This is a genomic window from Actinomadura sp. WMMB 499, assembly GCF_008824145.1.
In the GTDB taxonomy this organism is placed as follows: Bacteria; Actinomycetota; Actinomycetes; order Streptosporangiales; family Streptosporangiaceae; genus Spirillospora.
On record NZ_CP044407.1, the window covers coordinates 2,526,798 to 2,549,378 of the forward strand.

The following is a 22,581-nucleotide window of genomic DNA, read 5'->3' on the forward strand; positions in this document are numbered from 1 at the left end:
GGGGCACGCGGGCGGGGAGCGGGCGGGGAGCGGGCGCGCGGGCGGCCTGGTCGTCCCGCGCGCCGCCCGCGTCAGTAGTCGGCCGTGATGGCGGTCTTGTTGGTGTCGAGGACGTCCTTGGGCTTCTCGTCGCTCGGCTCCTCGTCCGTCCCGTCCCCGTTCGCGAGTTCCTCGGCGGTCGGGAGGCTGGAGGCGAACTTCGACCAGATGTCCGCCAGTCCGGACTCGGCCTTGCCGTAGTTCTCGCCGGCGACGCCGACGCCGCTCGCGATGGCGTTCAGCACGCCGGTACTCGGATCGGCCTCGGTGCCGAACAGCTCCTTCATCACCGCGAGCCACCGCCGGTTGAAGTCCTCGGCCTCCTGCCGGCCGAAGCCGTTCCACCCGTCGGCGGTGAGCCCGTTCAGGGTCGTCTGGACCCGGCCGAGGCTGTCCGCGATCTCCTGGGCGAGCGCGAGGAGCCGCTTCGCCGTGTTCTGGAGCCCCGTCGGCCCGACCGCGACCTTCTCTACGGAGTCGTAGTCCGTCGTCCCGGAGTCGGCCACCGTGGGCACCTCCCTTCAGCTCAGGTAGTACCGGCGCAGGTCGTGCCGGCTCAGTCGTGCCGGATCAGGTCGTGAGGTTGCCGACGTTGCCGCTCTCGGCCGCGGCGTAGTTGCCGTACGACGTCTCCAGCCGGATGATGAGGTCGCCGAGCAGGTCGAGGACGTCCGCGGACGCCTTGTCGAACCAGGTGCGGACCTCCTCGAACGTCCCGAAGGCGGGGCTGTTCCAGTCGCTCGACAGGCCCTTCATCTTGAGCCCGATCTCGTCCAGATCGCCGGAGATGGCGGTCTGCTCGGCGGTGACGTTCGTGATGGCCGTCCGGAGCACCCCCAGGTCGATCCTGAATTCGCCCGGAATGTCCTCTGCCATGGCGAGGCTCCTCCCTTCAGCCCGTGACCGTGTTGCCCGGCGGCGGCGGGAACTTCGAGTTCCGGTCGGCCTCGGCGTAGACCTGGCCCGAGTGGTTCGCGAGCGCGATGTACTCGCCCACGCGTTCCAGCACGCCGCCGATGTGCTGCAGCGCCTTCTGCTGCGCCGGGTTCATCTGTGCCGCGAACTGCTGCGCGGTCTCCTGCCAGACGCTCGGGTCGCCCTCGTCGTCGTCGGGGCCCCAGTACATGCCGGTCGAGAAGTCGAAGGTCCCGTTGTCCTCTTCCACCGACTGCTGACCGAAGATGGTGTCCTGGTTGGCCAGGACGCTGCTCCGGAGCGTCTCGTACTGGGTCACGAGATTCCGGGAGGTGGAGAGCATCGCCTCGAGCTGGGTGGCCACGCTGTCGAGGTCGATCGAGAAGGCCTCGGCGGCGGGCGACGCCTCCGGCGGCTCGCTGCCCGCGTCCTCGCCGATGTCCTTCGGAGGGTCGTCGAAGGACGGACGGGTCTCCCAGACCGTCAGATCCGGGGAGTCGGTATTCCCCAGGTCCGGTGGCGGGGGCGGTTCGGCGTTCTCGTCCCCCTCCGTGGCCTCGGTGTCGACCTCGATCGGGTCGTCGTCGTATTCAGAGGTGATCGGTTCGGTCACTTGTCCTCCTCCTCGTTCGCGGCGGCCGTTCTCGCGTGGCGGCCGCTCACAGGGCGTCCGTTTCCGGGAGGTCCGCGGGCAGCAGCGTCGTCAGGTCTCCGGGGTCGGCCGTGGCCAGGTCGTCGGCGATGCGCTGCGCGTGCCGCTCGGTCATCAGCTGGAAGACCTGCCGTGCCGTGCGGCCGTTGCCGAACTGCCTGCCTCTGGGGAGTTCGTCGAAGAACCGGTGGAGGGACTCGACGGTCTCCGCCGGGCACTCGTACCGGTGCCGGTCGGCGTGGTGCTGCACGATCCGCACCAGCTCGCCCGACCCGTAGTCCTCGAACGTCAAGGTGCGGGTGAAGCGCGAGCCCAGCCCGGCGTTGGAGGCGAGGAAGCGCGCCATCTCCTCGGGGTATCCGGCGACGATCACCACGACGTCGTCGCGGTGGTCCTCCATCAGCTTCACCAGGGTCGAGATCGCCTCCTGGCCGAAGTCGGTGGGCTGCGCCCGCGGGACGAGCGCGTACGCCTCGTCGATGAACAGCACGCCGCCGAGCGCGCGGCGGAACGCCGCCTGGGTCTTGGGCGCGGTGTGCCCGACGTACTCGCCGACCAGGTCGCCGCGGTCGGTCTCGACGAGATGGCCGCGCTCCAGCAGGCCGAGCGCGTGCAGGAACCCGCCGTACAGCCGCGCGACCGTCGTCTTGCCGGTGCCCGGGTTCCCGGCGAAGACCAGGTGGCGGCTCAGCGGCGGCGGCGGGAGGCCCGCCTCCTGGCGCACCTTCACCATCTGCATCAGCTTGGTGAGCCCGACGATGTCGTGCTTGACGCGGTCGAGGCCGACCAGCCGGTCGAGTTCGGCGCGCAGCTCCGCGAGCCGCTCCTCGGGCGTCGCGTCCCCGTCGCCGTCGGCGTCCGCGCCGGTCCGGGAACCGCTCCGCGCGCCGGGGACGGCCGTCGCGGTCCCGGCGGCGGGGACGCGGCCCTCCGGCAGCACGCCGTCGCGCACCCCCTCCGACCTGCAGTCCTCCACGACCGGTTCGGCGCCGTCGCAGACGACCAGGTCGTGGTCGCCGCCCTCGACCGCGCAGCGGCGCAGGACGGGCGCCGCGCCCGCCTCGACGTAGATCGCCGGGTATCCGGCGTCGCGGATCCGGCAGTCCTCGAGAATCCCGGCCGCGCCCTCGGCGACGAACACGCCGTTGCGGGCGGGACGTTCGACGGTCAGGTCCCGGACGCGCGGCCGGGCCCGCGCCCCCGCGAACAGCCCGGTGCCCTCGACGTCGTGGACGGTGCATCCGTCGATCCGCACGGTGCTGCCGGCGTCCAGGAAGATTCCCGTCGAGCCGGTGCGCCGGACCTGGAGGTCCTCCAGGACGGCGCCGCCGCCCGGGCCGACCTCGACGCCGACCTCCGCGACGTCGCCGACCTCGCAGCCGGACACCAGCGGGCGGTGCGTCGTGCGCAGGGCGATCCCGTTGCGGACGTGCTCGATCCCGCAGTCGCGCAGGACCGCGTCGCCGCCCTCCACGAGGACCCCGGCCAGCCGCGCGTCCCGCACCCGCGTGCCGTCCGCCGCCAGGTCGGCGCGCTCGCACACCCGGATCCCGTACTCGGGGGTGTCCCGGATCCGGCAGTCCGTCAGCGTCGCGCGCGCACCGTCGGCGAGGTGGACGGCCGTGTACGCGGTGTCCTGGACGTCGCAGTCGGCGAGCGTCACGTCGGCGCGCCCGGTCGCGTACAGCCCGTTCGCGGCGGTGCGGGCGAACGTGCCGCCGCGGGCGCGCAGCACGGCGTCCTCGGCGGCGGCGAGGGCGCTGCCGTCGATGTCGACGGCGCGCACGCCGTCCAGTTCCAGCTCGCTGCGCCCGGTCGCGAAGATCGCGGCCCGGGACGTGTCGTGGACGTGGCAGTCGTCCAGGAGGGCGGCCGCCTCGTCCTCGGCGAGCACGCCGGACGCGCCGGTGCGGGCGATCTCGCAGCGGCGCAGCAGCACGCCGTGCGGGCTGGACGTGCGCGGCTCCTCGGCGGTCGCCGCGTCCCGCCGTCCCTCCGCCCGCGCCCCGGACGCGCCGGGCGCGGCGCCGGGTTCGGCGGCCGGGGCGGACGTACGCCGCCCGGCGGTCCCGCCGAGCCGCACGCCGTGCGCGTCCGCGTCGTGCAGCCGGCATTCGCTCAGCACGAGCCCCGCCCCGCCCTCGGCGTGGACGGCGGCGGCGCGGGTGCCGCGCACCTCGCAGCGGGTGAACCGGGCGCGGGCGTTCCCGGCGACGTGCACGCCCCGGCCCGCGGCGCCGTCGATGAGGGCGCCGGTGCAGTCGGCGCGGGCGTCGTCGTCGGCGACGACGCCGTCGCCGCCGGCGATCCGGACGGTGAGGTCCTCCAGCACGGTCCGGCTCGTCCCGGTCAGCCGGACGGACGCGCCGTCGGCACCGACGACCGTGCAGCCGGCCAGCGCGGCGACGGCGTCGCCGGTCACCTCGACGCGGCCCCCGGTGACCTCGCAGCCGCGCAGGTCGGGCGTCCCGCCGCGCAGCAGGATCGCGGGCTCGCCGGGGGCGGCGCCCGCCACGGTGAGGTCGCGGACGGCGGCGGCGCCGCCGTGCACGGTGAGCGCGGGGCCGCGCGGCGACACGATCCGCACCGTGCCGGGGCCCTTCTCCGCCAGCAGGGTGACGTCCCTGTTCAGGACGATGCTCTCCCGGTACTCCCCGGGATGCACCGACACGGTCGCGCCCGCGGCGGCGGCGCGCACCGCGGCGGCGATCGTGTCGTGGGCGCCCCAGCCGGGGGCGACCCGCTCCCGCGACGACTTCTTCATCAGCATCGCGTCACAGCCCCCGGCCGGCGTCCAGCAGGGCCTGGAGCACGCCGAAGACGCCCGCGGCGAGCGGCACGCTAACGGCGCCGAGGAGGGCGGCGAACGATCCCGGCCAGCGCCACCGCTCCCCGAAGTCGACCTGCTGCAGCGAGCTGCGGAAGCACATCACGAGGCCCGCCCACAGCACGATGACGCCGACGATCGTGAGCGCCAGCGGCCCGGACCAGCCCGGCAGGTCGAGGCCGGAGAGCCGGTACGGGACGCGCAGCAGGAGGGCGCCCAGCCCGGCGAGGCCGCACAGCAGCAGCGCCGCGACGACCGCCGTCAGCCGGGAGCTGCTCGCCCGGCACAGCAGCGCGACGCCGAGGCAGAGCGTCAGGCCGAGCGCGAACCAGCCGTCCGAGACGCTCAGCACGGCCAGGCACACGATGATCGCCAGGCAGCACGCGGTGTTCAGCAGGACGAGCAGCCGCTGCACGCGGCGGACGGTGCCGGCGACGTCGTCCATCTCGGTCGTGCCCGGCGGCAGGGTCGCGACCTGGGAGGCCAGCCTGGGCAGGACGGCCAGGACGTGGAAGACGACCACGGCGACGGCGGCCGCGGCCTCCGTCGGGTTCGCCCGCACCAGCACGAGCGGGACGGCGAGCAGCAGCGCGAGCCCGCACCCGGCCAGCAGCACCATCGTGGGCGCCGAGGGGGCCGCGAGGTACGCGGCGAGCGCGCCGATCAGGGCGGCGGCCAGCGCCGCGGCGAGCCGGGCCCCGAGTCCGGACAGCGGCAGGGCGAGCACCGCGCCGGTCAGCAGCGGGCACGCCGCCGCGGCCAGCGCCGTCCGCACCGCCGCCGGGACGGGCCAGTGCTTGCGGGCCGCGCTCCAGGCGAGGAGCGGGGCGGCGAGTCCGGTGGCGAACAGCGGCACTCCGGCCGCGACCGCCCCGGCGGCCCCGCCGCCCGCCGCGAGCGCGACGGCCGCGCCCGCGAGGACGACCAGGCCGAGGACGACGGTCGTGTACGCGCGGGACCGCGCGTTCCACATGACGACGTCGTCCTCCAGCGCGGCGATCTCCTCCTCGATGTCGGAGACGACCGGGCCGTCGAACTCGCCGTCCAGGACGTTGCGCAGGTACAGCGTCTCGCCGTCCACGACGCCCGCCGTGCCGAGCGACGCGCCCGGTTCGAAGGGCGGCCGCCCGGCGGGGGCCAGCGACCACGCGGGCGGCATCGCGTCCGACTCGTCCTGGCCGCACATGTCGGCGAGCATGGTCGCGTACTCGGTGATCGGAGCGTGCGCGGGAACGGCGATGTCCACCCGCCGCCGCTCGCCCACGACCGTGATCCGGCACCGCTCATCGGCCACCGAAGGCTCCTCGCTTCCCCGCTCCCACGCGGTGCCTCAGTGCTGCCAGCTGCGGACGTTCGCCCACTCGGCGTCGGCGTAGTTGCCCCAGTTGACGTTCATCGCGTGCGCGATCTGGCCGAGCACGCCCTCCGGGCCGAACAGCCCCTCGGCGGCGATGTTCCACTGGAGCTGCATGTCCTGGTAGTAGGTCGCGGCCTGGCTCTGCGTCCACGCCGCCTCCAGCGGGGCGAGCTTGGCCAGCAGCGTGTGCAGCTGGCCCTCGATCTCGGCGGCGCGGCCGTTCAGCCAGCCGCCGGCGGCGCCGAGCCCCTCACCGACGTAGATCTGCGTGCCGTCGACGTTGGCCATGGCGGGTACCTCCCAGGTGGTCGTGTTCGAAGGTCGGGTGTTCCGGGGGCGGAGGCCGCGCTCAGGTCAGGTTCGCGACGGCGCCGGGGCCGCCCGGCATGCCCGCCTCGATGTTGTTCAGGTTGGTGAGGTTCTGCTGCTCGGATTCCTTGTAGTTGACGTAGTTGCCTTGCAGGCCGCTCGCGATGCCGGTGAGCGCGTCGTTCAGCATCTTGGCGAGGATGTCGTACTCGGCCATCAGCGCGACGAAGCGGTCGTGCGCCATGCCGCCCCAGCTCGCCTCGAGGCTGTAGACGTACGTCTTGATCTGGGCCAGTTCCTCGGAGATCCGGGCGGCGGTGTTGGTGGTGTCCGTCGCGGCACTGGCCAGGTATTCGGGGGTGACCCTGTAGGTCACGCCGCCCACGGTCACGGACGGGTCTGCCATGGCGGTCGCCTTTCCGGGATCGAATTTCCGGGATCGAACCGGTCGGAAGCTTCGGGTCTGGAGTGCCCGGCGCGTGCGCCGGTCCTCCGCGCACGGCCGCCGGTGCTCCGCGTCCGGCCCTCCGGCGGCGGGTCCGGCGGTGGACCCGGCGGCGCGCGGGCTCGGTGGCGGGGGTGATCGGTCCGCGCAGCGCCCAGAGTCCCATGTGACGACTACCGAGCTGTATCGGTAGAAATCGCCTATTTCGCCAAAGCCCAGCTTGCGGGGCATTTCGTCACCCAGACCGCCGCCGCGACGTCCATGGGGCGGACAGAAAACTAGACATAAAGGAATGAAAGTCAGCATCAAGGCATGATTCGGCGCGCGAAATGGACAGTTCTCCGACTGTTCACATCGCGTCAAGATGATCACTCGATCCGGTTGACGCCGCCGTCGACTGGCCGCGTTCTTATTGAGCCTTTTTCAGTACGGCCGGTGCTCGCGGTTGTGGAGGACGTGGACAGCTTTGGCCAGATGACCGGCCATGAAGGGGCAGCAGCGTAGGCGGGTGAGGATCTTCCAGCTCTTGAGCTGTGCGTTCGCCCGTTCTCCGGGTCCGCGGAGCCGCCCCAGGGCCTGGTTGGCCTGCTTGAGATGGTCGGGCAGGTCCTTGCCCTTGACCGGGACATGGATGTGCGGGCCGGCTCCGACGTAGGCCTTGTCGGCCAGCACCGGGATCCCGCAGGCGGCCAGGTGCCGGACGATGCCCCAGATTCGGGCGGCCTTGATGTCGTGGACCGCGCCGCGCAACGGTCCCGACACCCACACGATCGTCCCGTCCGGTGCCGCGATGACCTGCAAGTTCATGCCATGCCGTTTGTGCTTGCCCGAGTAGAACGGCCGGTCGGCCCGCACCCGGTCGATGGGGATCAGCGTGCCGTCCAGCACCAGGAAGGGCACCCCGTCCCGTCGTGCCCGGGCCAGCGCCCGCTCCAGCTTGGGAGCGCGAGCCGACAGCAGCATGACCGTCTCGTTCACATACCGCCACGCGGTGGCGGTGCCGACCCCGAAACCGGCGCCCAACTGCGCGAACGTCTCGCCCTTCTTCAGGTACACCAGCGTCATCAGCGCCTGCATCCCCGGCACCAGCGCCCGGCCCTTGCTGTCCACCTGCCTGCGGTGACGGCGGACCACACCGGTCACGTACTCCAGCGTCGGACGCGACAACGGCAGCGAAGCACGGTAGAAAAGCATGCGGAACCTCTGGTCGGATCGGGCGTTTGTGAGAGATCACCCGTCCTACCAGGGGTTCTTCATCTTCCAAGGGCCACCACGCCGCCCGCGATCATGCTGTGATCAGCGCTCCCCTGCCGCTGCTGAAAAAGGCTCATTGTTGAAATGTGAACGGACGGGTCGCCGCGCGGCTCCCCGCCCGTCGCGCCTCCTGTCCGGCCCACCCCCCGAAGGTCGTTTGGAGATCACGCATGGCCGACGGGATCCCGCTCCCCGACGGGCCCGGATTCCTCTCCCGCGCACCCGAGCTCGCCGCGCTCGAGAGCCTGCTGCGCGACGCGCGCACCGGCCGCGGCGGCGCGCTCGTCCTGCGCGGGGACGCCGGGATCGGCAAGACGGCGCTGCTGGAGCGGGCGGTCGCGGCGGTGCCGGGGCCGCGGCGGCTCCGCGCCCGCGGGATCGGCACCGACGCGCTCCCGTACGGTGCGCTGCACGAGCTGTGCGAGCCCGTCCTCGCGGCGGCGGAGACGCTGCCGGAGCCGCAGCGGGAGGCCGTCGAGGTGGTCTTCGCGCTGCGCGACGGCCGCCGGCCCGAGCCGTCCCGCCTCGGCCTCGCCGTCCGCGCGCTGCTGGCCGCCGGGCGCCCGGCCGTCTGCCTCGTCGACGACGCGCACGCGCTCGACCCCGACTCCGCGCGCGTCCTGGCCTTCGCCGCGCGCCGCGCGCGCACCGCGCCCGTGGCCTTCCTGTTCGCCGGCCGCGACGAACCGGGCCTGCGGCACTTCGCCGGACTCCCCGCGCACCGGCTCGACGGCCTCGGCCGCGACGACGCGGCCGCCCTCTTCGGCTCCCGGTTCCGCCTGCCCCTGGACGAACGCGTCCGCGACCGGCTCGTCGACGAGTCGCGCGGCAACCCCGGGGCCGTCCTGGAGGCGCAGCGGGAGGCCGCGACGGAACCGACCGGCGGGTACGCGCCGCCCCCCGGCCCCCCGCCCGACCTCGACCCGCGGGCCCTGCCCGCCCGCACGCGGCGGCTGCTCCTGCTCGCCGCCGCCGAACCGCTCGGCGATCCCGCGCTGCTGTGGAAGGCCGCCGCGCTGCTCGGCATCGGGACGGACGCCGCCGCGCCCGCCGAGGAGGCGGGCCTCCTGCACCTCGGCGCCCGCGTCCTGTTCGCGCACCCGCGGCTGCGCTCGTCCGTGCACGCGGCCGCGGCCCCCGCCGACCGCCGGGCCGCGCACGCCGCGCTCGCCGAGGCGACCGCCCGCACCGACCCCGACCGCCGCGCCTGGCACCGCGCGCAGTCGGTGGTCGCGCCGGACGAGGCCGTGGCCGCCGAGCTGGAGGCGTCCGTCCCGCGGGCCCGCGCGCGCGGCGGCCTGGCCGCGGCGGGCGCGTTCCTCGGCCGCGCCGCCGCGCTGACCCCCGACCCGGCGCGCCGCGCGGCGCGCGCCCTGACGGCCGCCCGCCTGCAGCTCGGGGCGGGCAACCCCGAAACCGCGTCCAGCCTGCTCGCCACCGCGACGGCCGGCCCGCTCGACGTGCGCGGGCGGGCGCTCGCCGCCCTGCTGGCGGCCCGGCTCGGCCTGCGGACCGGGCGCTGCGGCGATGCCGTCGCGCCGCTGCTGGCCGCCGCCCGCGACCTCGCGCCGCACGACCGTCCGAGAGCCCGCGAAGCGTGCCTGGACGCGCTCGCCGCCGGGCTCGTGGCCGGCCGGCTCGGCGAGCACCCCCTCACCCGGGCCGCCCGCGCCGCCACCGGCGGGGAGCCCGGCCGGCACCCCGCCGACCTGCTGCTCGACGCCATCGGCCGGCAGCTGACCCGCGGCCATGCCGCCGCCGCCCCGCACCTGCGGACGGCCGTCGACGCCTTCCTCGCCGCCCCGGACGGGCGCGACCACCTCTCCGCCTGGCTCGCCTGCGGCGCTGCCACCGACCTGTGGGACGACGGCGCCTGGCGGGCCCTCGCCGAACGGCAGCTCGCCGCCGCGCACCGGACGGGCGCGCGCGGCGTCCTCCCCCTCGCCCTGCGGCAGCTCGCGCTCGCCCATGTCCACGCGGGCGAGTTCGACGACGCCGCCGCTCTCGTGGCCGAGGCCCGCGCCACGACCGACCCGTGGAACGTCACCGCGCCCCTGCTGGCCGACCTCGTGCTCACGGCCTGGCGGGGCGACGGCGAGCGCCTCGACCGGCTCACCGGCACGGCCGCCCGCGTGGCGCGCGACCGCGGGCACGGGCAGCTGCTCTCGGTCCTCGACCACGCGACGTCCGTCCTGCACAACGGCGCGGGCCGGTACGAGACCGCGCTGCGCTCCGCCCGCCGCGCCGCCCGGCACGACGACCCGGGGCTGCACGCGTTCGTCCCGTCCGAGGTGGTGGAGGCCGCCGTCCGGGCCGGCCGTCCCGAACTGGCCGAACCCGTCATGGATCTGCTCGTCGAACGGACCCGCGCGGCCGGCACCGGCTGGGCCGACGGCATCGGGCTCCGGTCGCGCGCCCTGCTGACCGCCGGGCCCGGCGCCGAGGACCTCTTCCGGGAGGCGATCCACGCGCTGGAGCGCACCCGCGCCGTCCCCCAGCTCGCCCGGACCCGGCTGCTCTACGGCGAGTGGCTCCGCCGCGAGGCCCGGCGCGGCGACGCGCGGGCCCAGCTCCGCCGCGCCCACGAGACGCTCGCCTCGATCGGCGCCGCCGGGTTCGCCGCCCGCGCCGCCCGCGAGCTCGCCGCCTGCGGCGACCGTCCCGCCCGTCCCGGCGCCACCCCGCTGGAGCGGCTCACCCCGCAGGAGACCCGGATCGCCCTCCTCGTCGCCGACGGGGCCACCTCCAAGGAGGCGGCCCGCGAGCTGTTCCTCAGCCCCCGCACGGTCGACGCGCACCTGCGCAACATCTTCAGGAAGCTCGGCCTGACCTCCCGCAGGCAGCTGCGCGACCTGAAGCCCCAGCTGCCCGCGAGCAAGGTCGGATGATCAGTCCCCGGCGCGGCCGCGGTCGCCGAGGACGGCGTGCCCGAGTTCGAGGCTCTGCCGGAACAGCGGGTGCTGGACGGCGGGGATCGCGCCCATCATCTCGTCCTCGATCGCCTCGACCACCGGGTCGCAGCGCCGCAGCAGCGCCCGTCCCGCCTCGGTGAGGCTGATCAGCAGGACGCGCCGGTTGTCCGGGTCGCGGCGCCGCTGGATGTGCCCGTGCCGCTCCAGCGCGCGCACCATCTCGTTCATCGTCTGGGGCGTCACGAACGAGCGCCGTGCGAGCTGCGCCGACGACAGACCGTCCCGGTGCCGCAGCGCGGTCAGCGCGGTGAACTGCGGCGTCGTCAGGCCGTACGGGCGCAGCGCCTCGTCCATCCGCGAGCGGATCACCAGCTCCAGGCGCTTGACGAGGTAGAGCGTGAGAGGCTCGGGCGGGTCATGGGCGGCCATCGCCCGATCATCCCGCACCCCGGTGGCATGGCGTGCGGGGGAACCGTCCGGCGTCACCGCAGCCGCTCCCGCACCGCCGCCTTCCGGATCTTCCCGGCCCCGGTGCGGGGCAGGTCGTCCCAGAACTCGACGGACTTCGGCACCTTGTACCCGGCGAGCCGCTCGCGCAGGTGGCCGCGGATCTCCTCGGCCGTGGCGCTCGCCCCGGCCCGCAGGACGACGATCGCGCGCGGCACCTCGCCCCATTTCGGGTCGGGCGCCCCCACCACCGTGCACAGCTCGACCGCCGGATGCTCGTAGAGGGCGGACTCCACCTCGGCGGGGTACACGTTCTCCCCACCCGAGATGATCATGTCCTTGATCCGGTCGACGACGGTGACGTACCCGTCCGCGTCGACCGTCGCGACGTCCCCGGAGTGCATCCACCCGCCGGCGAGGGCCTCGTCGGTGGCGGCGGGCCGGTTCCAGTAGCCGAGCATGACGTTGCGGCCCCGGACGACGATCTCGCCCCGTTCGCCCTCGGGCACGGGCCGTCCGGACGGGTCGACCACCCGCACGTCGGTGAAGAACGACGGGACGCCCGCCGTCCCGGCCTTCGCCCGCGCCGCCGACGGGTCGAGGACGAGCACGCCCGGCGAGGTCTCGGTCATCCCGTACCCCTGGACGAACGCCAGCCCGCGGTCCAGGTACCGCCGCATGGTCGCGGCCGGGACCGGGGCCCCGCCGCACAGCAGCGTGCGGACGCTGGACAGGTCCGCGTCCGCCCAGCCCGGCTCGGCGGCGATCGCGTCGTACATCGTGGGCACCCCGAACAGCAGGGTGACGCGGTGCCGTGCGATCAGCTCGAGTGCCGCCGCCGGGTCGAAGGACTCCATCAGCACGGCGGTGCCGCCCTTGAGGAGCGTCGGCAGGCAGGTCATGCCGAGCGCCGCGGTGTGGAAGAGCGGGGCGGCCACCAGCGCGACCTCGGCGCCGGACAGGTCCGACTCCACCAGGACGTTGACGCAGTTCCACGTCAGGTTGCCGTGACTGAGCACGGCCCCCTTCGGCCGTCCGGTGCTGCCCGAGGTGTACATGATCAGGCAGGGGTCGTCCAGGCCGACCGGATCGTCGGCGGGTTCGGCGTCCCCGCCCGCCATGTCCTCGTAGCGGGGCTCCCCCACCACGAGGCGCTCGCGCAGCCCCGGCGGCGCCGCCTCGTCCACCAGCGGCCCCGCCGCGGCGGTGTGCACGAGGACCGACACCCCGGCGTCCGCGAGGACGTGCGCCAGCTCGGGCGCCGCGGACCGGGCGTTGACCGGCACGAACACCGCCCCGAGCGACGCCGCCGCGAACAGCGTCTCCAGGTAGGCCGGGTGGTTCGGGCCGAGGTAGCCGACCCGGTCGCCGCGCCGCACCCCGAGCCCGCGCAGCCCGGCCGCGAGGGCGGCGGTGCGGCGGGCCAGGACGGCGTAGGTGTCGCGGCGCCCGCCGTGCACCAGCGCCACCCGGTCCGGGGTCATCCGGGCCCGCCGCACCGGCCACGAGCCCAGTCCCTCGTCACGCATCGTCGTACCTCCCCAGGCGGGCGGGTCAGCCGTTGTCGGTGTAGGCCGAGAGCCCCGGCCGGTAGGACTTGTCGTCCAGGAACTGCGCCATGCCCTTCTCCCTGCCGCGCTCGCGGTCGAGGAACTGCGACTGCTCCAGCTTGGCGTACAGGTAGTCCTCGGCCAGGTCCCAGGGCATCTCCTGGGCCATCTTGAAGCCGACCTTCGCGGCGCGCAGCACGACCGGGTTCATGCCGGCGAGCTTGACCGCCAGCTCGCGGGTGCGCTCGCGCAGCCGCGCGGCCGGGACGGCCTCGTTGACCAGCCGCATCTCGGCGGCGCGGCGCCCGTCGAACGGCTCGCCGGTCATGATGAAGTACAGCGCGTCGCGCTGGCTGACGGTCGCGGCGAGCGCGCGGCTGACCACGCCGCCCGGCGGGATGCCCCAGTTGATCTCCGAGAGGCCGTACCGCGCGTCCTCGTCGGAGATCGCGAGGTCGCAGGCCACCAGCGGGGTGAACGCGCCGCCGAAGCACCAGCCGTTCACCATCGCGATCGTCGGCTTGGACCAGTTCGCGAGCCGCTTCCACTGCCACTCGGCGCTGGCCCGGCGGACCCGGATCTGGACGGACGGGTCGTCGGACCGGTCGACCTCGCGGAAGTACTCCTTGAGGTCCATCCCGGCGGAGAACGACTCGCCGGCGCCGGTGAGGACGAGCACCCGGCAGCGGGGGTCGGCCTCCAGCGCGTCGAGGGTGCGGACCATCTCGTCGTTGAGGGCCGGGTTCATGGCGTTGCGCTTGGCGGGCCGGTTCAGCGTGACCCAGGCGATGCCGTCCTCGAAGTCGACGAGCACGGTGTCGCCCCACGGTTCCTGCGCGGTGCCGGGCTCGGTGGCGGGTGCGGACATGATCGGTCCTCTCGTTCAGAACGGTGTTCGGCGGACTCGGCACCCAGCTCGACGGCGGGGAAAGCCGCTCCGAACCTCCGGATAGACCATCAGGGAGCCTGATGAAAGTCCAGCCAGGATGCAGGGATCCGTGCTGGTATTTCAAGCGTTAGTGATGATCCTCACGCGACATAACGCGCAGCATTCCTGATGATTACGAGGACGGGGCGGAGGCGGCGTCGACCGCGTCCACCGCGTCGCCCACCGCGCGGACGGCGACGCCGTCGACGAGCTCGGGCGCGTAGGCCGCGACGATCTGCCGGACCCGGTACCGCGCGGGCAGCCGCAGCCCGTCGTACACCGTCTCCCACAGCCGCCGGGCCTCCCGGACCGGCCAGTCGGCGGGCAGCAGCTCCGGCGGCAGGTCCGGCACGTCGTTGACCAGCCCGACCCAGCGCACCATCAGCCGCGTGCGCAGCCGCAGCGCCTCGGCCGGGGCGACCAGCCCCGCCGCCATCCGCTCCTCGATCCCGGCGGTCTCGGCGACGAACCGCTCGCACTCGGCGCGCACCTCCGCCAGGTCCCACGCGTCGAGGGCGCGGCCGAACTCGGTGCCGCTGCCGGCCTGCTCGCCGACGATGACCGTCGCCGCGGCGACGCCCAGCTCCGCCAGCACCGCACGGAGCCGCCCGTCCACGGCCTTCGGGCACACCCACACCCCGTCGTAGAGCGGGGCGAACCCCAGCCAGCGCAGCCGGCCGCGCAGCCGGTGACGCTGGTCCCGCTGCTGTTCGGGGATGGAGAACGCGACGCACGTCCAGCGCCCGTCCCACTCCTGCGCGGTGCCGAACTCGACGAGCCGGTCCCACACCTCGGCCAGCGTCCGGCGTCCCTCGCCGGTCAGGCCGTAGTGCGTCGACCTGCCCGACCTGCTGGACGCCAGCAGGTCCTTCTGCGCCGACCGGCGGAGCGCGGCGCGCGCCGCCGGGACCGAGACCCCGTAGTCGCCCAGCATCTCGGCCACGGCACCGGCCGGGGCGAGCGCGCCCTCCGCCATCCAGTAATCGCCGAAGAGGGTGCGCAGCAGGCGCTGGGACTGCCTCGTGGTGTGCCCGGACATGGCGCTCACGATATTCCACCGGCCGGACGCGCCCGCGGCGCCCGTCACGCGATCGTCACCAGGTCCCCCTCCACGCCGAGCCGCACCGGAAGCGACTGCTCCGCGCTGATCCGCGTGACGTACTCGACCACCTCGGCGAAGCGGGGATCGTCCGGCGCCAGCGGCTCGGGCACCGCCGTCCGGTCGATGTGGACGGGACGGAACCCGACCGTGCGGACGCCCGAGGCGTCCATCTCGCAGCGCACCATCATCGACTTCCGGGAATCGGGCGGGAAGTTGTACATGCCGCCGATGTCGGGCTCCCAGCCGGGGTGCAGCGACAGCAGGTGCCGGAACGTCGGACGGTTCGCGTGCTCCTCGTCCATCGGCAGCTCGATGGCGAAGTTCCCGATGCTGTAGAAGATCGCCTTGCCCCGGTAGACCTCGATCCCCTTGAGGATGTGCGCGTGGTGCCCGAGGATCAGGTCCGCGCCCGCGTCGATCGCCGCGTGCGCGACGGTCCGCTGGTAGTCCGCGATCTCGGCGTGGGTGAAGTGGATCCCCCAGTGCGCCGACACGACGACGACGTCCGCGACCTCGCGGGCGGCGGCGATGTCGGCGAGCAGGGCGGCGAGGTCCTCGGGGTGGGGGAAGGTCCGCATCCGGTGCGGGGTCCCCGGCTGGTCCGGCTCCATCGGCTCATGGACGGTGAAGGCCCGCAGCGGCACGACCCCCGGACGGTTGTAGGTGGCCCAGTAGGAGTCGGGCAGGATGCTGCAGTAGGCCAGCACCGCCACCCGCACCCCGCCGACCTCGGTGACGCGCGGGCGGCGCGCCTCCTCCAGCGTCTCCCCGGCGCCCAGCGTCGTCAGCCCGGCCCCGTCGAGCGCCTCGATCGTGTCGCGGAAGCCCTCGAAGCCCCAGTCCAGCGCGTGGTTGCCCGCCCACGAGACGAGGTCGAACCCGGCCCGCCGGAACGCCCCGGCCGCCCGGGGGTGGGCCCGCGAGGTGTGCCGCACCTGCGGGACGCGCTGCCCGCGCGTCGTGAGCGTCATCTCCAGCTGCATGAACGCGAGGTCCGCCGCCCGGATCTCCGGGGCCGCGCGCGCGAAAAGGGAATCGACGTCCTCGCGTTCCGGGGCGACGTCCCCGACGGCGGTAAAGGTGATCATGTTTCTCCCGTCTGTCCGCTGCTCCGCCCGCTGCGTCCGGCCGCCATCGGCGCGAGGAGTGCGTCCGCGCCCGCGCCCGCGCGCAGGTCCGCGACCCGCCCGGCCACCAGCCGCGCCGCGCGCTCCCCGAGCACCGGGCCCGCCAGGCGGTCGAACTTCTCCCCGACCGCGCCCGCACCCAGCGGACGTCCGGGCGACCCCGGAGCCTCGCACCGGGTCGACAGGACGCGCCCGCCGTCCAGGCGGACGGTGACCTCGGCCAGCACCCGCCGCGGGAACACCGCGTCGGCGCCCGCGTCGAGATGCCCGCGGACGCGCCCGCCCAGCTCGGCCACCTCGGGCGGCTCGCGGCCCTGCTCGAACGCGCGGTAGTGGGCGGGGTCGTTGCCGCCCATCACCAGCCGCGTCGCCACCGCGTGGTGCAGGCTGAGCTGGGCCTCGGTGAGATCGCCCGGACGCGGCCCGAGCCGGCCCACGTGCGCGAGCGTCGGCCCGTCCAGCCCGACCTCGATCCGCGCCACGCCGGACGGGACGAACGGCGCCCGTCCGGCCAGCTCGTCCAGCGCGGCCAGCGGCGCCTGGAGGCCGGCGCACACGCACCACGGCTTGATGCCGAGGTCCCCGACCGCCCAGTCCGTACCCAGGTCGTCGACCAGCCGCGCCGGGTCCGCCCGGGCGACGAACGCGGCGAGGAAGCCGCGCTCGCCCTCCACGGCGGCGCCGGGACCGGTCAGCCCGGCCCGCGCGAGCGCGACGGCGCGGAGCCCGGCCGAGGCCGCGAACCCGCCGTGCAGCCGCTTCACGTCCCCGCCCGTCCGGGTGAACTCCGTCGTGCCGCCCGCCAGGGACGCCGCGATGCCGAACGCCGCGTGCGCCGCGTCCCCGCCGAGGCCGTGCAGGCTCGCCGCCGCGGCCGCCGCGCCGAACACCCCGAGCGCGCTCGTCACGTGGAAGCCCCGGTCGGAGGTCAGCGACGGCGTGCAGGCCCGGCCGAACCGGACGGTGATCTCGTAGCCCGCGGCGAGCGCGGCCAGCAGCCGGCGGCCGTCCGCCCCGGTCTCCTGCGCCGCCGCCAGCGCGGCCGGGACGACCGCGCAGGACGGGTGCGACAGGCCCGGCAGCGCGTAGTCGTCGATCTCGAACCCGTGCATGGCCGTGCCGTTGACCAGCGCCGCCCACTCGGGCCGCAGCGCCTCCCCGGTCAGCACGACCGTCGCGCGTCCGGGCGGGGACTCCGCCGCCGCGTACGCCAGGACGCGGCGGGTCCACGGCCGGTCGTGCCCGACGACCCCGGCGGCGAGCGCGTCCAGCAGGTGCCGCTCGACGCGGTCGAGGACCTCGCCGGGCAGAGCGTCGAACCGGAGCGACGCCGTCCAGCCGGCGAGCCGCCGGGTGAGGCCCGTCATCCGCTCTCCTCGCCGAGGGGGAAGTGGCAGGCGACGCGGCGGTCGTCCGCGGTCCGGCGCAGCGGCGGCGTCTCGTCCGCGCACCGCCGCCGGGCCAGCGGGCACCGCGTCCGGAACGCGCAGCCGCCGGGCGGGTCCATCGGCGAGGGCGGTTCGCCGCCGAGCGCGTCGCCGCGGGACGGACGTCCGGGGTCCGGCACCGGGATCGAGTCCAGCAGCGCCTTCGTGTAGGGGTGCGACGGGCGGGAGTAGATCCCCTCGACCTCGCCGATCTCCACGATCCGACCCAGATACATGACCGCGACGCTGTCGCTGATGGTCCGCACCACGGACAGGTCGTGCGAGATGAACAGCAGCGCCAGCCCGTGGTCCCGCTTCATGTCCTGGATCAGGTTGACGACCTGCGCCTGCACCGACACGTCCAGCGAGGCCACCGGCTCGTCGCACACGAGGATCTTCGGCCGCATCACCATCGCGCGCGCGATCGCGATCCGCTGGCACTGCCCGCCGGAGAACTCCGCCGCCCGCCGGTCGGCCACCCGCGCCGGGTCCAGCCCCACCGCGTCCAGCATCGCCTCGACCCGCGGGCCGATCTCCGCGCGCGGCACCCCCGAGATGACCAGCCCCTCCGCGACCAGATCCCGGACCCGGCGCCGCGGGTTGAGGGACGACCGCGCGTCCTGGAAGATCATCTGGACGTGCCGGCGCGCGGCCGCGGCGTCCCGCCGGGACGCTGCCGTCAGGTCGACGCCGTCGACGCGGATCGAGCCCGCGTCCGGCTCCGGGATGCCCAGCAGCGCCCGTCCGGTCGTGGACTTGCCGCACCCCGACTCGCCGACCAGCGCGAGCGTCCGGCCCTCGGCCACGTTGAACGACACGTCGCGGACCGCGTTCACCACGCCGCCCCGAACCCGGTACCGCTTGGCGAGGCCGTCGACCTCCAGAACCGTCATGATGCCGCCCGTTCGTCGAGGTGGACGCAGCGTGCCCAGTGCGAGCCGCCGCGCGGTGCGGGGACGCCGTCCCGGCACTCGTCGGTCGCGAGCGCGCACCGGGGCGCGAACGCGCACCCCGGCCCGAGCGCGGCGAGATCCGGCGGCGCCCCGGGAATGGTCGTCATCCGGGCCCGCGACCCGTCGTCCGGCCGGGGGACGGCCGCCAGCAGCGACCGCGTGTAGGGGTGCCGGGGCGCCGCGAAGACCCGTTCGGTCGGCCCGTGCTCGACGATCCGTCCCCCGTACATCACCGCGGTCGTGTGCGTCCGTCCCGCGATCACCGACAGGTCGTGGCCGACCAGCACCATCGCCAGCGAGCGCCGGGAGACCAGGTCGGCCAGCAGGTCCAGGATCTGCCGCTGCACCGTGACGTCCAGCGCCGTCGTCGCCTCGTCGGCGATCAGGACGTCCGGCGAGCACGACAGCGCCATCGCGATCGTGATGCGCTGCCGCATGCCGCCGGAGAACTGGTGCGGGTAGTGCTTGAGCCTGCGCTCCGGTTCGGGGATGCCGACCTGCGCCAGCAGCTCCACGGCCAGGTCGCGGCGGTCCCGGGCGGACATCCCGAGGAGGAACCGCGGCCCCTCGCTGATCTGCCGGCCGATCGGCACCACCGGGTTGAGCGCCATCATCGGGTCCTGGAACACGGTGCCGATGTGCCGGCCCCGCAGCAGCCGCGCGCGTTCGGGGCGCACGCCGTCCAGGTCCACGCCGTTCAGCGCGACCCGGCCGGACGTCCGGGAGCCCGGCGGCGGGGCGCCGATCACGAACTTCGCCAGCGTCGACTTGCCCGACCCGGACTCCCCCACCAGCCCGAGCACCTCGCCCTCGGCGAGGGTCAGGTCGACGCCGCCGAGCGCGACGATGTCGCCGCGCGCGTGCGGGATGACGCAGCGGGCGTCCCGCACGCTCAGCACGGGCGTGCTCCCGGCTTCGGTCTCGGTCTCGGTCTTCATTCGGCACTCCCGGAGACGCGGTCGCGCAGGTGGTCGCCGACCGTGTTGAAGGCCAGCACCGTGGCCACGATCATCAGCGCGGGCGGCACCATGAGGTGCGGCGCGAGGCTGATCTGGTCCTTGGCCGACGCGATCATCGAGCCCCAGCTCGGGGCGGGCGGCGGGATGCCGACGCCGAGGAAGCTCAGCGACCCCTCGATGACGATCACCAGCGCCACCACGACGACCGAGTAGGAGATCACCGGCCGGACGCTGTTCGGCAGCAGCTCGCGGAAGATGATCCGGGACGCGCCCGCGCCCAGCGACCGGGCCGCCGCCACGTAGTCGATCTTCATCTGGGCGAGCGCGGCCGACCGGGTCAGCCGGGCGAACGGCGGCGTGAACAGCAGCCCCAGGCTCAGCGTCAGGGTCGGCACGCCCGGGTCGATCACCGCCGCCAGCGCCAGCAGGACCAGCAGCGGCGGGAAGGACAGCACCGTGTCGGTCGCCACCTTGATCACCGCCTCGATCCAGCCGCGGTGGTAGGCCGCGACCAGCCCGAGCAGCACCCCGGCGACCGCCGCGACGGCCGTCGCGCCCACCCCGACCGCGAGCGAGATCCGGATCCCGTGCAGCAGCCGGGACAGCACGTCCCGTCCCACGCCGTCGGTCCCGAGCAGGTGGCCGAAGTCGCTGAACGGGGCCAGCCGGGCCGGGCCCGCCGGGGCCGTCGGGTCGTAGGGGGCGATCAGCCCGGCGGCCGCGCCCAGCACCACCAGCAGGACGATCCAGCCCAGCGCGATCCGGTAGGCGATCAGGCCCCGGCGGGAGCGGCCCGCCGGCCGCGCACCCTTCGGTTCGGCGGCGGCCGGGGCGTCGGAGAGTGCGGTCATGAGCGCATCCTTGGATCGAGAACCGCGTAGGACATGTCGACCAGCGCGTTGATCAGCACGTAGACGACCGCGACGAGCACCACGATCCCCTGGATCACCGGGATGTCCTTGGACGGCACCGCCTGCAGGGCGAGACCGCCCAGACCGGGCAGCCCGAACAGGCTCTCCACGACGATCGACCCGGCCAGCAGCCGCCCGAAGGTCACGGCCGCGACGGTGACCAGCGGCAGCGACGACGGTCGCAGCACGTGCCGCAGCAGGACGTACCGGCGGGGCAGGCCCCGCACCGTGGCCGTCCGGACGAAGTCGGCCCGCAGGGTGCTGATGACGTCGCCGCGCACGAGCCGGTAGAACGCCGGGAACTCGGCCAGCGCCAGGGCCAGCACCGGAAGCACGACGTAGTGCAGGTTGGCGCCGAGCCCCGCCGACAGCGGAGCCCATCCGGCCACCGGGAACCAGCCGGTCGTGACCGCGAAGACGTAGACCAGCAGGACGCCGAGCACGAAGATCGGCACGGCCAGCAGCCCGGACGCCGCCTTCGACAGCACCCGGTCGAGCGCGCCGCCCGCCCGCGCCGCCGCGACGACCGCGAGCGGCACCGCCGCGGCCAGTGACAGCAGCAGCGCGAGCACGGTCAGCTCCAGCGTCACCGGCAGCCGCTCCAGCAGCGTCGCCGTGACCGGCCGCTCGCTGTGGATCGAGTCGCCGAGGTCTCCGGTGACCGCGCCCGAGAGCCACTGCCAGTACTGGGCCGGCAGCGACCGGTCGTAGCCGTGCGCGGCGTTGAACGCGGCGATCTGCTCGGGCGTCGCGGTCGGGCCGAGGATCGTGATCGCCGGATCGCCGGGCATCAGGCCGATCAGCGCGGTCGCCGCGGCCGTGACCAGCAGCAGGACCACCACCAGGTGCGCCGCGCGGCGGCCCGCGGACGCCAGCAGCGCGCTCATCCGGTCACCCGCAGGCGGTCGTAGAGCAGCGACCCGTCCCCCTGGAGGGTGAGACCCCGCAGGTCGGGCGAGTGCACGGTGTACGGCTGCTGGTTTCGCACCGACAGCACCGGAACCTCCTCGGCCACGATCTTCTCGACGGTCGCGTAGGCCCGCCGCCGCTCCTCCTCGGACGCGGCCGTCCGGCCGTCCTCGAGCGCCCGGTCCATCTCCGGATCGGCGAAGCCCATGTAGTTGGTCTGGCCGTCGCGGGCCAGCAGTTTGGACAGGTTCGGCTCGGGGTCGCTGAGGTGCACGATCTGCGCCGACATCTGGAAGTCGCGCTGGCTGAACACCTTCTGGTCGATCGTCGCGTTGTCCAGCGTCTCGATCTCCACCCGCACCCCGTCGTACTGCCCGAGCCTGCTCTGCAGGTACTCGGCCGTCCGCACGAAGAACCCGCTGGTGGCGACGGACGCGGTGAACTCGACCGGCTCGCCCTCCGCGGCCAGCTCGTCGAACAGCCGCTGCGCCCCCGCCGGGTCGTGCGCGGGGCGGGCGGCCCCCGTGCGGTACGGCGACGACGGCCCGTACAGGCCGGACGGCGCGCTCGCACCGGGGTCGATCACCGAGGCCATGTCGTCCACGTCCAGGGCGAGCCGGACGGCTCGCCGGGCGCGGACGTCGTCGAACGGCGGCCGCTCCGTGTTGAGCATCAGCATCACGCCGCCGCCCGCCTCCGCCGAGGCGACCTCCAGCCCGTCGGACCGGGCGAACTTCATGTACGACAGCTCGGACCCCGGCACGGCCGCGTCGGCCTGCCCGGTGGCGACCATGTTGACGCGCTGCAGCGGGTCCCGCAGCGGCAGGAAGGTGACCTTCGCCAGGTACGGCCGGTCCGGCTGCCAGTAGTCCTCGTTGCGCACCAGCGTCATCCGGTAGTCGCGGACCCACTCGTCCAGCTTGAACGGCCCCGCCCCGACGGGGTTGTTCGCGAAGTCGGGGTCGGTGCGGATCGCGGTCGGCGACGCGATGAACGCCAGGCTCGTCGCGACGATCCGGTCGAACGCGCGGTTCGGCTCCGCCAGGCTGAGCACGAGCCCGTACTCGCCGTCCGTCCGGACGGTGACGCCGTCGAGCAGGTCGGCCAGCGGCGAGGCCGTCGCCGGGTCCTTGATCCGGTCGTAGTTGAACTTGACCGCCGCCGCGTCCAGCGGAGTGCCGTCGGTGAACCGCACCCCCGGCCGCAGGACCATCCGCCACTCGTCGCCCCGCTCGTTCGCGGTCAGCGACCGGCCGAGCCGCGGGCGGACCTCGCCCGTCGAGGAGTCGAGCGAGAACAGCAGGTCGTAGATCGCCGCCATCCGGTTGGCGTCGCCGGACGGCGTCAGGTTGAACAGCCCGGCCGGATCGAGCCCGCGGACGGCCTCGACGCCGAGCACGATCCGCGCCTCGCCGCCGGCGCCCGGCGGCGCTCCGCCCGCCACGCCGCTGCACCCGCTCACCGCCAGCGCGACCGCGGCGGCGAGCGCGGCGAGCGCCCGGCGTCGTCTCCGCATGCGCCCCTCCCTTGTGACCTGCGTCCCGACGGACGCCCGGCG

20 protein-coding genes are annotated in these 22,581 nt (G+C 74.6%); 1 reads left to right on the plus strand and 19 read right to left on the minus strand.

What is annotated here, in order from left to right; translation table 11 throughout:
- Nucleotides 1-71: 71 nt before the first annotated feature.
- From F7P10_RS10830 to F7P10_RS10865, 8 genes are all read right to left on the minus strand, one after another.
- Nucleotides 72-545: a WXG100 family type VII secretion target gene (locus F7P10_RS10830; RefSeq protein ID WP_151009228.1), complete on the minus strand. Its 474-nt coding sequence runs from the start codon at nucleotides 543-545 to the stop codon at nucleotides 72-74.
- 64 nt (nucleotides 546-609) lie between these two features.
- Nucleotides 610-915 (minus strand): WXG100 family type VII secretion target, encoded by a 306-nt coding sequence (locus F7P10_RS10835; RefSeq protein ID WP_151009229.1) that lies wholly within the window; start codon nucleotides 913-915, stop codon nucleotides 610-612.
- Between the two features lie 16 nt (nucleotides 916-931).
- Nucleotides 932-1,567 carry a hypothetical protein gene (locus F7P10_RS10840; protein ID WP_151009230.1) on the minus strand — a complete coding sequence of 212 codons (636 nt, stop codon included), beginning with the start codon at nucleotides 1,565-1,567 and terminating at the stop codon, nucleotides 932-934.
- Nucleotides 1,568-1,613: 46 nt separating this feature from the next.
- Nucleotides 1,614-4,376 (minus strand): right-handed parallel beta-helix repeat-containing protein, encoded by a 2,763-nt coding sequence (locus F7P10_RS10845; RefSeq protein WP_218040458.1) that lies wholly within the window; start codon nucleotides 4,374-4,376, stop codon nucleotides 1,614-1,616.
- Nucleotides 4,377-4,380: 4 nt separating this feature from the next.
- Entirely contained in the window at nucleotides 4,381-5,727 is a 1,347-nt protein-coding gene (gene eccD / locus F7P10_RS10850) for a type VII secretion integral membrane protein EccD (protein ID WP_151009231.1), read from the minus strand.
- 36 nt (nucleotides 5,728-5,763) lie between these two features.
- Nucleotides 5,764-6,078, minus strand: coding sequence for a WXG100 family type VII secretion target (locus tag F7P10_RS10855; RefSeq protein WP_151009232.1), 315 nt, complete (start codon nucleotides 6,076-6,078; stop codon nucleotides 5,764-5,766).
- A gap of 61 nt (nucleotides 6,079-6,139) precedes the next feature.
- Nucleotides 6,140-6,505 (minus strand): WXG100 family type VII secretion target, encoded by a 366-nt coding sequence (locus F7P10_RS10860; RefSeq protein WP_151009233.1) that lies wholly within the window; start codon nucleotides 6,503-6,505, stop codon nucleotides 6,140-6,142.
- Nucleotides 6,506-6,967: 462 nt separating this feature from the next.
- Complete coding sequence (locus tag F7P10_RS10865; RefSeq protein ID WP_151009234.1) at nucleotides 6,968-7,738, minus strand: transposase family protein; 771 nt, start codon at nucleotides 7,736-7,738, stop codon at nucleotides 6,968-6,970.
- A 230-nt stretch (nucleotides 7,739-7,968) separates the two neighbouring features.
- On the opposite strand from F7P10_RS10865, the gene F7P10_RS10870 reads away from it, so the two are divergent.
- Nucleotides 7,969-10,686: a LuxR family transcriptional regulator gene (locus F7P10_RS10870; protein ID WP_151009235.1), complete on the plus strand. Its 2,718-nt coding sequence runs from the start codon at nucleotides 7,969-7,971 to the stop codon at nucleotides 10,684-10,686.
- On the opposite strand, the gene F7P10_RS10875 is transcribed toward F7P10_RS10870, so the two are convergent.
- The 11 genes from F7P10_RS10875 to F7P10_RS10925 form a co-directional block, all read right to left on the minus strand.
- Nucleotides 10,687-11,139, minus strand: a complete 453-nt coding sequence (locus F7P10_RS10875; RefSeq protein WP_151009236.1) for a MarR family winged helix-turn-helix transcriptional regulator — start codon at nucleotides 11,137-11,139, stop codon at nucleotides 10,687-10,689. It abuts the gene before it with no gap.
- Nucleotides 11,140-11,192: 53 nt separating this feature from the next.
- On the minus strand, nucleotides 11,193-12,686 hold the full coding sequence (locus F7P10_RS10880) for a long-chain fatty acid--CoA ligase (protein ID WP_151009237.1): 1,494 nt from the start codon (nucleotides 12,684-12,686) through the stop codon (nucleotides 11,193-11,195).
- Between the two features lie 25 nt (nucleotides 12,687-12,711).
- The gene (locus F7P10_RS10885) at nucleotides 12,712-13,575 is read right to left on the minus strand and encodes a p-hydroxycinnamoyl CoA hydratase/lyase (RefSeq protein ID WP_151009238.1); all 864 of its coding nucleotides are present in this window, start codon (nucleotides 13,573-13,575) and stop codon (nucleotides 12,712-12,714) included.
- Nucleotides 13,576-13,768: 193 nt separating this feature from the next.
- Nucleotides 13,769-14,674, minus strand: coding sequence for a PaaX family transcriptional regulator C-terminal domain-containing protein (locus tag F7P10_RS10890; RefSeq protein WP_151009239.1), 906 nt, complete (start codon nucleotides 14,672-14,674; stop codon nucleotides 13,769-13,771).
- 44 nt (nucleotides 14,675-14,718) lie between these two features.
- A complete protein-coding gene (locus F7P10_RS10895) occupies nucleotides 14,719-15,825 on the minus strand; it encodes a CapA family protein (protein WP_151009240.1) in 1,107 nt (368 codons plus the stop codon).
- A complete protein-coding gene (locus F7P10_RS10900) occupies nucleotides 15,822-17,231 on the minus strand; it encodes an MmgE/PrpD family protein (RefSeq protein WP_151009241.1) in 1,410 nt (469 codons plus the stop codon). Before F7P10_RS10900 ends, F7P10_RS10895 begins: the two co-directional genes overlap by 4 nt.
- A complete protein-coding gene (locus tag F7P10_RS10905; protein ID WP_151009242.1) occupies nucleotides 17,228-18,184 on the minus strand; it encodes an ABC transporter ATP-binding protein in 957 nt (318 codons plus the stop codon). The genes F7P10_RS10900 and F7P10_RS10905 overlap by 4 nt, the downstream gene beginning before the upstream one ends.
- On the minus strand, nucleotides 18,181-19,182 hold the full coding sequence (locus F7P10_RS10910) for an ABC transporter ATP-binding protein (RefSeq protein WP_151009243.1): 1,002 nt from the start codon (nucleotides 19,180-19,182) through the stop codon (nucleotides 18,181-18,183). The genes F7P10_RS10905 and F7P10_RS10910 overlap by 4 nt, the downstream gene beginning before the upstream one ends.
- Complete coding sequence (locus tag F7P10_RS10915; protein WP_151009244.1) at nucleotides 19,179-20,054, minus strand: ABC transporter permease; 876 nt, start codon at nucleotides 20,052-20,054, stop codon at nucleotides 19,179-19,181. Before F7P10_RS10915 ends, F7P10_RS10910 begins: the two co-directional genes overlap by 4 nt.
- Entirely contained in the window at nucleotides 20,051-21,001 is a 951-nt protein-coding gene (locus F7P10_RS10920) for an ABC transporter permease (protein ID WP_151009245.1), read from the minus strand. The genes F7P10_RS10915 and F7P10_RS10920 overlap by 4 nt, the downstream gene beginning before the upstream one ends.
- Nucleotides 20,998-22,539, minus strand: a complete 1,542-nt coding sequence (locus F7P10_RS10925; RefSeq protein ID WP_151009246.1) for an ABC transporter substrate-binding protein — start codon at nucleotides 22,537-22,539, stop codon at nucleotides 20,998-21,000. Before F7P10_RS10925 ends, F7P10_RS10920 begins: the two co-directional genes overlap by 4 nt.
- Between the last annotated feature and the right edge of the window lie 42 nt (nucleotides 22,540-22,581).